Source organism: Verrucomicrobiia bacterium (assembly GCA_035574275.1).
Classification (GTDB): Bacteria; Zixibacteria; MSB-5A5; order DSPP01; family DSPP01; genus DSPP01.
This window is the reverse complement of record DATLYY010000060.1, coordinates 18,931-34,907: the sequence shown is the minus strand read 5'-3', so window position 1 is coordinate 34,907 and position 15,977 is coordinate 18,931. Positions and strand designations below refer to the sequence as shown.

Genomic DNA, 15,977 nt, shown 5'->3' with positions numbered 1-15,977 from the left:
TTATGAAGCGGATCTTGATTGTCGATGACGAGGAGCGGATATGCCAATCCCTGACCGCGCTTTTGGGCGGGGAGGGATACACCATCGAGACGGCGACCGATGGCGAGGCCGCCGTCTCGAAAATCGAGACCACCCCCTACGATCTGATTTTGTCCGACATCAAAATGCCCAAAGCCGACGGGATGAGCGTTTTGAAAAAAGCCCGCGCGAAGGACGCCGACGCGCTGGTGGTTTTGATGACCGGCTACGCCTCGCTGGAGTCCGCCATGGCCGCCGTTTCCGCCGGGGCGTACGAGTACATTTTAAAACCGGTGGATATCGACGATTTGAAGCGGCTGGTCAAGCGGGCGATCGACAAGCGGGAAGTGGATATGGCCAAGCGCACCTTGATGGCCGAACTCTCCGAGGCCAACCAGCGCCTGAAGCGGGAGATTTCCCAAAAGGAGGCGCTCTACCAGGCCGCCCTCTCCTTTTCCTCCAGCGAAAAGCTGGATGATTTGCTCGGGCGCATCGTGACCTTGGCGGCCGGCGTTCTGGGGGCCAAGGTCGGCTCGATCATGCTTTTGGACCCGGAGGGGAAATATTTGACCATTCGCGCCGCCTTGGGACTTTCCCGGGAAGTCATTGAATCCACCCGCCTCGAGGTGGGGGTTTCCATCGCCGGGCAGGCGGCCCAGACCGCCCAGCCGATTTTGGTGCGGGATTTGGAAACCGATCCCCGTTTTGCCCGCGCCAGCCGCGAAAAGTACGAAACCAAGTCCCTTTTGTGCGTGCCGCTGAAGCTGGGGGAAAAAGTGTTGGGGGTTTTGAACCTCGCCGATAAAAAAGATGCGAGTTCTTTTTCCGAAGAGGACTTGAATCTTCTTTCCGCTTTTGCCTCGCTTGCTTCGCTGGCTTTGTCCGACGCCCAGAACTACCGGGCCAGCCAGGCCAAGGTGGCCGAGCTTTCCGCCCTGTACCAGATTGCCAGCCGCCTTTCGAATCTCGACCGCTACGAGGAGATGACCCGCATCGTGGTGGAGACGTTGGGGAAGCTGATGGAAATCCAGACCGGTTTGTGGTTAACCTACGACCCGGAAAAGGAGAAGCTTTTTCTGGCCTCCGAAGTGGGGCAGAACCACCGGCCGAAACGCGCCATCCTTGAACTTTCCCTTTCCAGATCCGAGGCCGAAAACCGGACGTTGTCCCATGCCACCCTTTCGCAAAAAATCGAGAAGGCCTACGGGCCGGAGATGCATTTTCTTTTACTCCCTCTGTTCGGCCCGAAGCTTTTGGACGGGGTTTTGGTTTTGGGGCGCTCCGACCGGAAACGCTATACGGAGGAGGAGGAGCGGCTGGCCTCCATTGTGACCTCGCAGGCCGCCACGGTGTTCGAGCGCCAGCGCTCCATTTTGAACGCCGCCCGCTTGGTGACGATGGGGAACATGATGACCGAAATAACGCACGATTTGAAAAAGCCCTTGACCAACGTGCGGGGGGGGCTGCAGATATTGCGGGACAAATGGGACGAGCTGGATGAAAAGGACAAGATTCTGGCCTCGCTGGAGCAGGAGGCGATGCGGCTTTCCGACATGGTCAAGGAACTTTTGGACTTTTCCAACCCCCGCAAGTACGAGCGCCAGCCCAAGAACCTGGCCGATTTGGTCAAGCGGGCGCTCAAGTTAATCGAGGGGGATTTGGCCAAGAAAAACATTCGCCTGGAGTTTTCCGCGCCGGAGGAGCTGCCGCGGGTTTTGGTCAACGAGAACGAAATCGTGGAGTTAATTCTCAATATGGTCTTGAACGCTTTGGAAAGCATCCCGGACGGCAAACGGATTTCCATTGCGCTTTCCCCGGTGGAAAAAGGGGCGGAAAAGTGCGTCCGGCTTACCGTTTCGGACGAGGGGGCCGGCATTGCGCCGGAGAATTTGAGCCGGATTTTCGAGCGCTATTTCACCACCAAGGACTCCGGCACCGGTTTGGGTTTGGCGATTGTCGACCGCATTGTGAAAGCCCACGGCGGAAGAATTGACGTGGACTCCACCCCCGGCGTTGGCACTACATTTAAAATAGATTTCCCGTATTAGATAAACGGGCACAATTTATTGTGCCCCTGCGTTATTAACACGGGGCCGGTATTTCCGCAAAAACCATCAACAGCAAAACCACCACATCCGCCGGTGTAATCTTCACATCGCAATTGATGTCGCAGGCCGAAGGCGCCGCCGGTGGAAGCTCCCCCATAAAAGTGTAGTTCACCGCATAAATCACGTCCTGCAACCCCAAAACCCCGTCCAAATTCAAATCCCCTTTTAATTGAGGGAGGGGAGAGTATTTTATTGTTAGGAAATCCGACTGGCTGAAACCGGCAACGAAAACATTTCCTTTTTGGTCAATCCCAATGCCTCGCATTTCGGCCGGGTGATTGGCGTCGCCAAATTTTTTCTCCCACCGCAAATTTCCTTGAGGGTCATACTTTAAGGTGGCAGCAAACCAAGCGTCATACCCAGTAACATAAAGATTCCCTGTGGTGTCCAAAACCATAGCTCTTGGTTCTCGTAATTGCCCGAAATTGATTCCTCTATACGCCCGATACCAAAATTGGTTTCCCATTGAATCGTATTTTGTCGCCGTCCAAGCTACATCGTCGGGAATTGAAGCGTAATTACCCACTACATAAATATTGTTTTGTTTGTCGGCGGCAACAAACGACGCACCTTGCCACTCTTCCGACCTGCTGTTGGAACGCCTGACCCAGAGCGAATCTCCGGAAGGGTCATACTTAATCACGACAAAATTACTGTCGTCAGCACCAACCACAAAAGTGTTTCCATTATTGTCCACCGCTACTGAGCGTGACCGAGCGGGGAAAGATTCCGCCCAAACCTCGTTGCCGAGCGAATCGTATTTAAAGATCCCATCATAGTCGATAATGCAAACATTGCTTCCTGTTGAATTCACCGCAATTGGTGATAAAACATTGGAAGGTTCTGAAAACCATCTTGAAGCACCCCAAATATCGTTTCCCGCGGAATCATATTTAAGTGCGAAGCCATACCATCCATACAAGGGGTGAAAGCCCTGACCGGCAATGTAGAGATTACTGCGAGAATCCATAGCAAGCCCCAAGGCACTTAAATCGGCACGATCACAAAAAGGAGCAGAGGTGCTTCTTACCCACCCAGTCTCTCCATTTGGTAAATATTTTATGGTAACAATATCCGAGCTTCCATACCCCCCCAAGCAAAGTGGTGTAGCAGCAGTGCCGGTTACATAAACATTCCCCTCCTTGTCTGAAGCAAGAGCCACGGCAAAATCATTTTGACCTTCCAAGCCGTCCGGTCGCCCCGGCCCGTCGTATCTTCGCACCCACCCCGTATCCCCGTTCGGCAGATATTTAATGGTGCAGTAATCATAGCCGGTGGTGCTGTCGAAGCTGGAGCCGGTGACATACACGTTGCCGCTGGAGTCAACAGCAATTGCCACGGCCTTGTCATCCCCATTCCCCGGCCCGTTGTAGCGCCGTACCCAGGCGGTATCGACATCGTCAGAAAATGCAAAGCAGGGCCACAGGCAAAACAGGGTGCAAAAGGAGAGGGCGATTTTGGCCGGAAATTTTGAAAGGCGGGTCATTGGCTGTCTCTCCCGCTGGGTGTAAATAATATAGTGGAATAGAAACTAAAAAAAAGCAGAAAAAATTTAAACTTTGATTCCAGCTTTTATGTCGCCGGTTTTATCCGAATAGGCAAACGCCATCCTCGGCGTGTTGTGGTAAAGGCCGATTTGGCCTTTGGGGGTGACCAAAATCGCTCCGCCGTAGCCATCCACCCGGCGGCGCATTTCTTCAACGGCGTTTTGGACGGCATTCGAAACCGAAACTCCATTTTCGAGATAATTCAGAACCCGCTTGGCCAGTCCGATACGTATAATCCCCTCTCCCCAACCGGTGCAACTTACCGCGCCGAGCAAATTATCCGCGTAGGTTCCGGCCCCGATGACCGGCGTGTCACCGACACGGCCGGCCATTTTGCGGGGAGTCCCTCCCGTGGAGGTGGCGGCCGCCAGACTGCCTTTGGAATCGAGGGCTACCGCCCCGACGGTACCCTTTGGATGGCCGGAAAAAACCGTTTTGGCGTGAAACGATTTTTTTCCTTTTAGCTTTTTCCATAGCTCCAGCTCCCGCCCGGTCAAGAGTGTCGTGGTTGGGGAAAATTTCATCCCCATCTTCTTGGCGAATTTCTCCGCCCCGGTTCCAACCAGCAAAAGATGGTCGGTTTCCTCCATTATCTTTCGCGCCAAACTGACCGGATGGAGCAGCCGCCGCACGGCGGCCACCGCCCCGGCTTTTAGCGTTTTGCCGTCCATAATGGAGGCATCCAGTTCCACTTCCCCGTCTTCGTTCAAAAATGACCCGCATCCGGCGTCAAAGGTGGGGTCGGATTCCAATTGACGGACGGCCGCTTCCACAGCGTCCAAAGCCGTGCCACCCGAGTTCAAAACCTCCAGCCCGGCAAGGCACCCTTTCCGGCAACCCTCGATATGCTCCGGCCAAGTCGATTTGGGAATATCCCACGCCCCGCCGTGGACGACAATCATCGGCTGAATTTTTTTCTTTGGCATTGGGCGAAGAAATTAGAGGATTTCTGCTTCATTTGCAAGAATTAGAAACCATTTGTAGAGGCGGGGTCCCCCTGCCCGTGGGCGAGGAAACCCCGCCCCTACAGGTAATTGTTAAAAAAATTCCCTTGATTTTTTGGCCGTTTGGTTGTATATAATGTTAGCACTCGGTAAAAGGCAGTGCTAACAAGAAAAACTAAGTTGTTGAACAACAACAAGATAAACTAAAAAGGAGGAGGTATATGCAGATAAGACCTTTAGCTGACCGGGTCGTAATCAAGCCGATTGACGAGACCGAGGTCAAAAAGGGCGGGATTATCATCCCCGACACCGCCAAGGAAAAACCGCAGGAAGGGGAAATTGTGGAAGTCGGCCCCGGCCGGATTACCGACGACGGCAAGAAAATCTCCCTCGAAGTGAAAAAGGGGGACAAGGTGCTGTATGGAAAGTATTCCGGGACGGAGATCTCCGTCGGGGACAACGACTATCTGATTCTGCGCGAAGCGGACATTCTGGCGGTAGTGGAAAAGTAAGACGGGATTATCCCGTTCTGATTGAACGAACGAAAAGGAGAAAATAGCTATGCCAAAGATGTTGGAATTCAACTCGCAGGCCCGCGAGAAGCTGAAAAGAGGGGTCGACAAGCTGGCCGATGCGGTGAAGGTGACTTTGGGTCCCAAGGGCCGCAACGTGGTCATCGACAAAAAGTTCGGTTCCCCCACCGTGACCAAGGACGGCGTGACGGTGGCCAAGGAAATCGAGCTGGAAGATAATTTTGAAAACATGGGGGCCCAGATGGTGAAGGAGGTTGCTTCAAAAACCTCCGACGTGGCCGGGGACGGCACCACCACCGCAACCGTTCTGGCCCAGGCGATTTATCGCGAGGGGCTAAAGAACGTAACCGCCGGCTCCAACCCGATGGATTTGAAGCGCGGGATTGAGAAAGCCGTGGCGGTGGTCATCGAGGAACTGAAACGGATTTCCAAACCGGTGGCGGGGAAGACCGAAATCGCCCAGGTTGGCACCATTTCCGCCAACAACGACAAGACCATCGGCGATTTGATTGCCGAGGCGATGGAAAAAGTGGGGAAAGACGGCGTCATCACCGTCGAGGAAGCCAAGACCACCAACACCACCCTCGAAGTGGTTGAAGGGATGCAGTTCGACCGGGGCTACCTCTCCCCCTATTTCATCACCAACCCGGACACGATGGAAGCGGTTTTGGAAGACCCGCTTATTCTGATTCACGACAAGAAAATCTCCTCGATGAAGGACCTCCTGCCGGTGTTGGAGAAAATCGCCCAGTCCGGCCGGGCTTTGTTAATCATCGCCGAGGAGGTTGAAGGGGAGGCCTTGGCCACTTTGGTGGTCAACAAGCTGCGCGGCACCTTGAAGGTCTGCGCGGTAAAGGCCCCCGGCTTTGGCGACCGCCGCAAGGAGATGCTGACGGACATCGCCACGTTGACCGGCGGCAAGGTGATTTCCGAGGAGCTCGGCTTCAAGCTGGAAAACACCCAGATTAACGATATGGGGAAAGCCAAACGAGTCACCATCGACAAGGACAACACCACCATTGTCGAGGGGGCCGGCAAACAGGCCGACATCAAGGGGCGCATCACTTCCATCAAAAAGCAGATTGAAGACACCACCTCCGACTACGACCGCGAAAAGCTGCAGGAGCGGCTGGCGAAGCTGGCCGGCGGCGTGGCGGTCATCAACGTCGGGGCGGCCACCGAGACCGAAATGAAGGAAAAGAAAGCCCGCGTGGAGGACGCTTTGCACGCCACCCGCGCCGCGGTGGAGGAAGGGATCATCCCCGGCGGCGGCGTCGCCTTTCTGCGCGCCCTGCCCGCTTTGGACAAAGTCAAAGTGGCGGGGGACGAGAAAATCGGCGTGGAGATCGTCCGCAAGGCGTTGGAAGAGCCCCTGCGGATGATTGCCGCCAACGCCGGCCACGAAGGCAGCGTGGTGGTGAACGAGGTGCGTTCGAAGGACGGCGCCTTCGGATTCAACGCCGATAGCGAAAAATACGAGGATTTGATCAAGGCCGGCGTGATTGACCCCACCAAGGTCGCCCGCACGGCTTTGGAAAACGCCGCTTCCATCGCTTCGCTTTTAATCACCACCGAAGCGGTGATTGCCGACAAGCCGGAGGAAAAGAAAGCCCCGGCGATGCCCGGTGGCGGCGGTTACGGCGGCGGAGATATGTACTAAACCGAATACACCGAAACAAAAAAGCCCCTCGGCAAATGCCGAGGGGCTTTTAATTTTGCGGGTTCCCCGCAAAAAGGGCGGTTCACGAACCGCCCCTACAATTCCAATTTTTTTAATTCTTCAAAAAAGGTTTTCTCGTAACACGCCGCCTTGTCGCGGTTTGCTCGATTTGCGGTTATATCTGGATTTTCCTGGTCAAGAATCCATCCGGTTGGGTTGCCCAAGATATAATCCCGTATCTTGTTTAACGAATCCTCGTTGCGAATAATATGTTCGCAATAATTGCGCTGCCAAAGTATCGCTCCGGGCGTTTGGCACATTTCATTAATCCGTTTTGTTGACACGGTTTTGAAAGCACCAATTAAACGGCCCAGCGGTTTTCTCTTGGAAACCATTGTAGGGGCGGTTCGTGAACCGCCCTTTCCCAAATCATCGTCAATGATGATAATTCCGTGGAGATGATTGGGCATCAGGATCTTCACATCCAATGTCACATAGGTATACTGCTTTGAAAGCCATTCCCAGCACTCCAAAACAGCGGCCCCCAATTCATTGACGTGCATCTCGTCCCCCAATACTTGGCCAAAAAGACACTCACGGTTGGCGGTGCAAATTGTGACGAAATAGGCGCCGCTTCTCGTATAATCATATTCAGGTAGGCGAATCGAACGCCTATAGTGTAATCCGGGGTTGAATTTCATTTTCCAGACACAGGGCGGTTTGTAAACCGCCCCTACGCCTTATCCGGATAACTGGCCGTCACCACCGTGTGGATGTTGCCGCGGGGGTTGAAATCTCCCACCACAGTCATTTTGCGCGGGGAACAGACCTTGATCAAATCCTCCAGAATCTTGTTGACGGCGTTTTCGTGAAAAATCCCCACGTCCCGGTAGCTCTGGATGTAAAACTTGAGCGTTTTCAGTTCTATGCATTTTTTATCCGGCACGTAGTCGATTTTGATGACCGCAAAATCAGGCAGGCCGGAACGGGGGCAGACGCAGGTGAACTCCGGACAGGAGATGGAAATCGTGTAGTCCCGCCCGGGATATTGGTTCTCAAACGCCTCCAGAATTTCCGGCTTAATCGGCACAGGATTTATATAAGAAAAGCGGTTTTGGATGGCAATAGAAAGAATCGAAACTTGAACGGAAAAAGTTAGGCGGCTGGGCCGTCTTCGCCGTGCTGAAAATTGGCCGGATGAACGGACTCAATCGCCCGGTAAAGCTCCTGCAGCTGGAACGGCTTTCTCAAAAGCCACTCCGCCCCGGCGGAAACGGTCTCCGCTTCCGAAAAACTCTGCCCGGTGATGAGGGCTATCGGCAAATAGGGGTTGTCTTTTTTCAACCGGTTCAAAAGCTCCACCCCGTGGATATCCGGCAGGTTCAAATCCACGATGGCAAAACAGACCGGAAACTCCTTGGCCAGCTTCATTGCCTGGGCGGCGTTGGCGGCCTTTAGCGGGGCGTATCCCTTGGTTTTCAGGCTGTCCCCCAGAAACTCCAGAAAAATCGGGTCATCCTCCACCACCAAAACGGCCAAGGCATTCGCCTTCTTCCCCAACGCCTCTTCCATCGCCTGTTCGATTTGGGAGATGCGGAACGGCTTGGTCAAAAGCGCGCTGGCCCCCGCCGAGCGGGCCCCTTTCAAAACATCCTCGTAGGCGTTGCCGGTGATCATCACCACCGGCAGGGCGGCATTTTTCTTCTGCAGTTCGGTCAAAAGCTCGATGCCGCTCATCTCCGGCATCACGATGTCGGAAATGACCAAATCGAACCGCTCGGCCTCGATTTTTGAAAGCGCGGCCCGGGCGGAGCCGGCGCCGGAGGCCTGATAGCCGATTGCTTCGAGCGTTTCCACCAACAGATCGCAGATGCGGCGGTCGTCATCCACCACCAAAATTTTTGCCGGTTCGGGCATTCTATTCTCTATCATCGGCTTTCACCGTTCCAAGCTTTACTCAAGGCCGGGCCGGTCTTGTCGTTAAACCCCGTCCCGGCTTTTAAGGTTTGGAGCAAGTTTCCGATAACTGTAAGGGGTATGCCAAAAATTCTGCACACGGCCGATTTGCGTTTGGGGGCCAAATATCTGGGGCTGGGAAAGGCGGGGGACAAAGTCCGTGCCCAACTCAAGCGGGCCTGGACGGCGATTATCGAAACGGCCCTGGCCGAAAAGGTGGATGCCGTCATCGTCGCGGGGGGGCTTTTCGACTCCTCGGAGGTCTCCCGCCCGGCGGTGGAGTTCGTGTTGAAGGAAATCGCCCGGCTGGAAAAGGTGCCCGTGATTCTGGTCCCCGGGATGCGGGACCATCTGGGGAAGGGTTCCCTTTACTATCATTTCGATTTGATTGACCGGCCGGAAAATATGCACCCGGTCACGGCGGAAAACGAAACGCTGGAATTCAAGAATCTGGACTTGACCGTAATCGCCAATCCGGCCTCCGGGCCGAAATCCAAGGAATCCCTTCTGGAGGGGGTCAAGGCGGCCAAAACCGGCCATACGGTCGTCGCCGCCTCCGGCATCTGGGAGGGGATCAATTTCCCGATAACCGAGTCGCACATCGGCAAAACCGGCGCCACCTATGCGGCTTTGGGGGGGCTGCCGGTCTTCAAAAGCGGCAACGCAAAGAACACCGCCTACGCTTTTTCCGGCCCGCCGGAAGCGCAGGATTTCAACACCACCGAATCCGCCGGAGTCGTGCTGGTGGATTTGGAGAAAAACCCGCTGGAAATCACCTTTTTGCCGCTCGGGGTTTTGGTCTGGAAGGAAGTTGCGGTAAGCAATACCGAAAACCTGCCCGACTTGCTGGAAAAGGAAAAAGGGGAAAACCGCCTTTTGCGCATCAAGCTGGCCGGCGAAAAGAACGCCGACTGGCTGGAGGCCGAGGATGTAATCGAAGGATACAAGGATCAGTTCCTCTATCTGACCGTGGTGGATGAACGGAAAAAGACCCAGCCGTCCAAGAAATACCCCCGCCAGACCGTCGCCGGGCAGTTTGTGTACCTGGCGGAAGAGCAGGCCAAAAAAGCGGGGGCCGAGGAAAAAGCGCTTCTCGAAGAGGCCCTTTCCTTGGGGCTTTCGTTGGCCGCCGGCGCGGCGGAAGCGAGAAAATAAGCGATGAAAATCGAACGCTGCGAAATCAAACGGTTCGGCAAGCTTAAAAACTTCAAGGCGGAGTTCGCCCCGGGATTGAATTTGGTCAAAGGCCCCAACGAGGCGGGAAAAACCACGCTCGTGGAGGCCTTGGGGGCCGGGCTTTTCGGCGACCCGCAGGATGTCAGCCGGGAAGTGAAGGAAAAGACAAGCTGGGGTTCGGACAAAAAATTCGAGCTGGTTTTGGAACTGGAGGACGGCGGCGAACGCTGGCAGCTTTCCAAGGATTTTGAAAAGGGGCAGGTCAAACTGGAAAAGCTGGGAGCCCACGAAAAGTGGGAGGAGCTTTCCGAAGTGGACGAAATTTTAGCCAAGCATCTGGGGCTGGCCAAAAAGGAACTCTACTTGTCAACCTCCTTCATCCGCCAGGGGGAACTGGCAATCGTTTCCGAAAACCCCCGCACCTGGCGGGAAAAGCTGGAGGAGGCCGTTACCGGCGGCAACGAGCAGGTATTGGCGCAGGGGGTGGCCGAAAAGCTTGCCTCCCGGCTGGCCCGCTTTGGCGACGAGGGGGAACTGGGGGCTTCCCGGAAGTACAAAAAAGAGATCGAATACCAGCTTTCGCTGGTGACCGAGGAGGTCAAAAACCTTTTGGCCCACCGCACCGATCTGGCGGAGATTGAAAAAACCTACGGCGGCGTTTTCCGTCAGGTGGAGGAGTTGAAAAAAAGAATCGAAGCCACCCGCCAGCCCCCTGCCACGGAAGGGGAAAAGCTGCTTTTGGAGGAAAAACAGACCAACCTTGCGGCCCGGTTGAAAAATCTGGAGGAAAGCGAGGAACTGGTCAAACTGCTGCGCGAGGAAGCGGCCAAGGGGGGGGATGTTTCCCGCGAGGACATTGCCCGGCTGGATGAAATCGAGGGCCGGATGCGGATTTTGGAAGTGGAACGGGACGGCCCGGAAACGGCCGGCGCCGATGCCCCCCGCTATCCCAGCCCCTTCCCGATTCTGGCGGGGCTGGTGGCCGCCTTCGGCTGCATGGCCGCGGCCTTTCTGGTTGACAAAATCTGGTGGCTGGGGGCCGTTGCGGGGCTGGCCTGGACGGGAACCTCCGTTTTCTCCTTCCTGAAGAAAGTCCAAAATGCCGCCCGCAAACAACTGGAAGCGGTAAGTTCCTCCGGGAAAAAAGAGCGGGTCATCAGCGGTCTGGAGCAGCTCCAGCGGGATTTGAACGAGCTTTTGGCCCGCTACCGGGTCACCTCCGCCGCGGAATTGCGGAACAAAGTGGAGCAATCCCGCGCCCGCGCCCAAAAAATAACCGAGGCCACCCTGCGCTACGAGAATTTGTTGGGCGGCCACACCCGGGCCGAGCTGGAAGCGGATTTGGAGGCCACCAAGGCCCGGCTGGCCGAGATGAAGGAAAAACCGGCCAAAAAGCACGGCTCCGATGAACTGGACGTGCTGGAGGAAAAGCTGATTGCCTTGGAAGAGGAAAAACACAACCTTGAGACCGCCCGCAACGCCATCGCACGCCGTATTGAGCAAAGCGAGGACGGCGTGGAGTTGAAGGTGGCCCTGGAAGAGCGGCTGGAGGAGGAGAACAAAAAAATTGCCGACTTGGAACGGAAGCTCATTGTCTGCTTGAAAACCTACGAGCTTTGGGAAGAGGCCCGCAAGCGGGTGCTTTCCGGAGCGGCGGACGTTTTGGACGAGGAGGTTTCCAAGCAACTGGCCGAAATCACCGGCGGCCGCTACACCAAAGCACGTTTCGACAAGGAAAATCTAAATTTCGAAGTTTATTCCGAGGAACGGGAGGAGTTTGTCAACCCGCACAAAACCCTTTCCGCCGGCGCCTGCGACCAGCTTTATCTAGCCGCCCGGCTGGCGCTTTTGAAGTTCATCTTCCCGGACCAAAAACCGGTTCTTATTCTGGACGACCCCTTCGGCAATTTCGACCCCTCCCGCCGCCAGAAAGCCGGGGAGCTTCTGGTCAAGCTGGCCTCCGAATACCAAATCCTGCTTCTAACCTCGCAGAACTACTTCGACCACCTCTCCGCCTCCAAAATCGAACTGTAGTTTCTTCGTTCCAGCATAGCAAAGGTCTTCAAACCTCCATTTGCAGCAACCCGTAGGTTTTTACTAGATTGTTAACCTCTTGCTTATATCCCACCGTTTGCTAACTTAATTCAGATGAAAGAACCAGAAGTGAACTTGGCTTTCGCCAAAAAGCTGGGGCTGACGGAAGAGGAATACCGGAAAATTTTGGACTATTTGGGCCGCACGCCGACCTATACCGAGCTGGGAATTTACTCCGTGATGTGGTCGGAGCATTGCTCCTACAAAAACTCGATTGCCCTTTTGAAAACCCTCCCGCGCGAAGGGGCGGCTTTGGTGGCCAAAGCGGGGGAGGAAAACGCCGGCGCGGTGGCGCTGGATGACGAGCGGGTAATCGTCTTCAAAATCGAAAGCCACAACCACCCCTCCGCCGTGGAGCCGTATCAGGGAGCGGCAACCGGGGTGGGCGGCATTTTGCGGGATATTTTTACGATGGGGGCCCGTCCGATTGCCGCTTTGAATTCATTGCGTTTCGGAAATTTGAACGATTCCCGCGTGCGCTATTTGCTGGATGGCGTGGTGCGCGGCATCGGCGACTACGGCAACTCCTTCGGTGTGCCGACGGTGGCCGGTGAAGTTTATTTTGAGGATTGTTACACCGGCAACCCCTTGGTCAATGCCATGGCCGTCGGCCTCGCCAAAAAAGGGAAGATGGTGAGCGCCATTGCCAAAGGCGCAGGCAACCCGGTCTTCATCGTCGGCTCCTCCACCGGCCGGGACGGCATCCACGGCGCCTCCTTTGCCTCCAAGGAAATCACGAACGAGTCGGAAGAAGACCGCCCCTCCGTGCAAATCGGCGACCCGTTCACGGAGAAATTGCTGCTCGAGGCCTCGATGGAAATCATCGAAAAGGATTTGATTGTCGGGATGCAGGATATGGGGGCCGCCGGGCTCACCTGCTCAACTTCCGAAATGGCCGCCAAGGGAAAATCCGGCATTGAAATCGACCTCGATAAAGTCCCGCTCCGCGAAAAGGGAATGACCCCGTATGAAATTATGCTTTCCGAATCGCAGGAGCGGATGCTGGTGGTCGGAAAAAAGGGGAAAGAAGCGGAAATCGAAGAGGCCTTTGAAAAATGGGACTTGAATTGCGTTAAAATTGGCGAAGTGACAAACACCGGCCGGGTGGTGGTGAAGTTTTTGGGGCAAACGGTGGCCGATATCCCGGCTGACAGCTTGGTTTTGGGAGGCGGCGCACCGGTTTATCATCCGCCGACAAAAAAACCGGCATACCTTGAGAATGGCATCAGAAACGTCAAAACTCCGGATGCGCCAAAGGATTCGGGAAAGGTGCTTTTGGACCTGCTACGCTCCCCCAACATCGCTTCCAAAAGATGGGTTTTTCATCAGTACGACTCCACCGTCCGCACCAATACGGTTTTCGGCCCCGGTTACGACGCGGGTTTGTTAAGAATCCGCGGCACGAAGAAGGGAATCGCCGTCAAAACCGACTGCAACGCCCGCTATTGTTATCTAAATCCGCGTCAAGGAGCGGCCATCGCTGTCTGCGAGGCGGCTCGCAACGTGGTGGCGGTCGGCGCCCGCCCGGCGGCAATCACCAACTGTTTGAATTTCGGCAATCCCAACGACCCGGAAATTTACTGGACGTTTGCCGAGGCGATTGCCGGAATGGGGGAGGCCTGCCGCGCGCTGGATACGCCGGTGACCGGCGGCAACGTCAGCTTCTACAACGAAGACCCCTCCCGCACGGTTTATCCCACACCGACCATCGGGATGCTGGGGATTTTGGATGACATCGACCAGGCCACACCGTCCCACTTTCAAGCCGAGGGGAACTGGGTTTATCTGATTGGTGAAACCAAAGCGGAAATCGGCGGTTCGGAGTATCTCAAAGTTCTGACCGGCAAAGTGGCCGGCGAAGTTCCCGCTCTTGATTTGCAAACCGAAAAGAAAACTCAAATTTTTGTGCTTGCCCAAATCGGCGCTGGAATCGTTGAATCCTGCCACGATGTTTCGGACGGCGGGCTGGGCGTCGCTTTGGCCGAAATGTGCATCGGCAATATCGAAAAGCAGTTCGGCTTCACGCTCGAAGCCAAACCGACCCTCCGCCCCGATTTGTTTCTCTTTTCCGAATCCCAGTCCCGTTTCGTAGTTGAAGTCAAACCGCAACTGGCTTACAAGCTTGAGGAAGCGGCCAAAAAGGAAAATCTTCCGTTTCTGAAACTGGGAACGGTTGGCGGCACGGCTTTTTCCTTCCCTTTCCATTTTGAGCTGTCCTTGGAGAAACTGAACGATGACTACTTTAACTCAATCGAAGCTCAAATCGGCTGAAGCGCCGGGCTACAAGCCCCTTTCCGCACCCCGCGGCAACAAAATCACCTGCAAGGGGTGGCATCAGGAAGCCGCTCTGCGGATGCTGTTGAATAATTTGGACCCGGAGGTCGGCGAAAATCCAAGGGAACTGGTGGTGTATGGCGGCCGGGGAAAAGCGGCCCGCGACTGGCGCTCCTTTTGGGCCATTGTCGAATCATTGAAAAAACTGGATAACGACGAAACACTTTTGGTGCAGTCCGGAAAACCGGTGGGGATTGCCAGAACACACGAATGGGCCCCCCGGGTTCTGATTGCCAACTCCAATCTGGTTCCGGCCTGGGCCACGGCGGAAAAATTCCGCGAACTGGAAGAGCTCGGATTGATAATGTTCGGCCAGATGACTGCCGGGAGCTGGATTTACATTGGCACGCAGGGGATTTTGCAGGGAACCTACGAGACTTTTGCTTCACTTGCCGCCACCCATTTTGACGGTGATTTGTCCGGCCGTTTGGTTTTGACCGGCGGCTTGGGTGGAATGGGTGGCGCCCAGCCCTTGGCGGTGACGATGAACGGCGGCGTGGCTCTCTGCGTGGAGGTTGATCCCGAACGGATACAAAAGCGGCTCGACACGAAATACCTCGACATCAAAGCCGAAAACTTGGATCACGCCCTCGAGTTGGCCGAAACAGCCAAAAAACAAAAAAGACCCCTTTCGATCGGCGTTTTGGGCAACTGCGCCGAGGTTTTGCCCGAACTTTTGCGCCGCGGTTTCCGGCCGGACGTGGTCACCGACCAGACCTCCGCCCACGACGAGCTGTACGGCTATATCCCCGCCGTGCTTTCATTGGACGAGGCCCGCGCCCTGCGCAAAACCGACCCGCAAAAATACATCCGGCTTTCCTACGAATCGATGGCCGCACACTGCGCGGCGATGCTCGGATTCCTCAAACAGGGGGCTGTAGTATTCGATTACGGCAACAACCTTCGGGGCCAGGCCCGAAAAGCGGGAGTGGAAAACGCCTTCGACTACCCCGGTTTCGTTCCGGCTTATATTCGACCTTTATTCTGCGAGGGAAAAGGCCCCTTCCGCTGGGCTGCCCTCTCCGGTAAAGCGGAGGATATTTACGTCACCGATGAACTGGTTTTGAAAACCTTTCCCAAAAACAAACCGCTGGCCCGCTGGATTAAACTGGCTGGTGAAAAGGTGAAATTCCAGGGTCTCCCGGCCCGCATCTGCTGGCTGGGACTAGGGGAGCGCGCCCTCTTTGGCGAAAAGCTGAACTTTCTTATTCGGAAGAAAAAAATCACCGCCCCCATCGTCATCGGCCGGGATCATCTGGATGCTGGTTCGGTCGCCTCTCCCTACCGGGAAACGGAGACGATGAAAGACGGTTCGGATGCCATCGCCGACTGGCCTATTCTGAACGCCCTTTTGAACGCCGTCTCCGGCGCCTCCTGGGTTTCCGTCCATTCCGGCGGCGGCGTGGGTGTGGGGCTGGCCATTCACGCGGGGCAGGTGATTGTGGCGGACGGCACCAAGGAAATGGACCTGCGATTGAACCGGGTTTTAACCAACGATCCTATGACCGGGGTTTTTCGCCATGCCGACGCCGGGTATCCCGAAGCTTGGCAGACCGCCCAAAAACAAAAAGTCAAAATTCCCCTCCCCCCAAAAAAGTAAACCGACC

Annotated in this window: 12 protein-coding genes; 7 read left to right on the top strand and 5 right to left on the bottom strand. The window is 55.4% G+C overall.

Annotated features, from left to right (window positions below; all coding sequences use genetic code 11):
• The first annotated feature begins 2 nt into the window (after nt 1-2).
• The gene (locus tag VNL73_08340; protein ID HXF49415.1) at nt 3-2,066 is read left to right on the top strand and encodes a GAF domain-containing protein; all 2,064 of its coding nucleotides are present in this window, start codon (nt 3-5) and stop codon (nt 2,064-2,066) included.
• Nucleotides 2,067-2,100: 34 nt separating this feature from the next.
• Here VNL73_08340 and VNL73_08335 read toward each other — a convergent pair whose 3' ends face one another.
• Together VNL73_08335 and VNL73_08330 are read right to left on the bottom strand one after the other, a co-directional pair.
• A complete protein-coding gene (locus tag VNL73_08335; GenBank protein ID HXF49414.1) occupies nt 2,101-3,612 on the bottom strand; it encodes an SBBP repeat-containing protein in 1,512 nt (503 codons plus the stop codon).
• A gap of 66 nt (nt 3,613-3,678) precedes the next feature.
• Entirely contained in the window at nt 3,679-4,599 is a 921-nt protein-coding gene (locus VNL73_08330; protein HXF49413.1) for an isoaspartyl peptidase/L-asparaginase, read from the bottom strand.
• 239 nt (nt 4,600-4,838) lie between these two features.
• Between VNL73_08330 and groES the strand changes: the two genes are divergently transcribed.
• The gene (gene groES, locus VNL73_08325; protein ID HXF49412.1) at nt 4,839-5,129 is read left to right on the top strand and encodes a co-chaperone GroES; all 291 of its coding nucleotides are present in this window, start codon (nt 4,839-4,841) and stop codon (nt 5,127-5,129) included.
• Between the two features lie 49 nt (nt 5,130-5,178).
• Nucleotides 5,179-6,810, top strand: a complete 1,632-nt coding sequence (groL, locus tag VNL73_08320) for a chaperonin GroEL (protein ID HXF49411.1) — start codon at nt 5,179-5,181, stop codon at nt 6,808-6,810.
• A gap of 95 nt (nt 6,811-6,905) precedes the next feature.
• Here groL and VNL73_08315 read toward each other — a convergent pair whose 3' ends face one another.
• From VNL73_08315 to VNL73_08305, 3 genes are all read right to left on the bottom strand, one after another.
• Nucleotides 6,906-7,511, bottom strand: a complete 606-nt coding sequence (locus tag VNL73_08315) for a transposase (protein ID HXF49410.1) — start codon at nt 7,509-7,511, stop codon at nt 6,906-6,908.
• 32 nt (nt 7,512-7,543) lie between these two features.
• Nucleotides 7,544-7,894 carry a preQ(1) synthase gene (gene queF, locus VNL73_08310; GenBank protein HXF49409.1) on the bottom strand — a complete coding sequence of 117 codons (351 nt, stop codon included), beginning with the start codon at nt 7,892-7,894 and terminating at the stop codon, nt 7,544-7,546.
• Between the two features lie 71 nt (nt 7,895-7,965).
• A complete protein-coding gene (locus VNL73_08305) occupies nt 7,966-8,742 on the bottom strand; it encodes a response regulator (GenBank protein ID HXF49408.1) in 777 nt (258 codons plus the stop codon).
• 105 nt (nt 8,743-8,847) lie between these two features.
• Here VNL73_08305 and VNL73_08300 point away from each other — a divergent pair, with 105 nt between their 5' ends.
• The 4 genes from VNL73_08300 to hutU all read left to right on the top strand — a co-directional run bounded on the left by VNL73_08300 (nt 8,848) and on the right by hutU (nt 15,970).
• The gene (locus VNL73_08300) at nt 8,848-9,921 is read left to right on the top strand and encodes a metallophosphoesterase (GenBank protein HXF49407.1); all 1,074 of its coding nucleotides are present in this window, start codon (nt 8,848-8,850) and stop codon (nt 9,919-9,921) included.
• Nucleotides 9,922-9,924: 3 nt separating this feature from the next.
• A complete protein-coding gene (locus VNL73_08295) occupies nt 9,925-11,976 on the top strand; it encodes an AAA family ATPase (protein HXF49406.1) in 2,052 nt (683 codons plus the stop codon).
• 114 nt (nt 11,977-12,090) lie between these two features.
• Nucleotides 12,091-14,307, top strand: a complete 2,217-nt coding sequence (purL, locus tag VNL73_08290; protein ID HXF49405.1) for a phosphoribosylformylglycinamidine synthase subunit PurL — start codon at nt 12,091-12,093, stop codon at nt 14,305-14,307.
• A complete protein-coding gene (gene hutU, locus VNL73_08285; GenBank protein ID HXF49404.1) occupies nt 14,270-15,970 on the top strand; it encodes a urocanate hydratase in 1,701 nt (566 codons plus the stop codon). Before purL ends, hutU begins: the two co-directional genes overlap by 38 nt.
• The last annotated feature ends 7 nt before the right edge of the window (nt 15,971-15,977 follow it).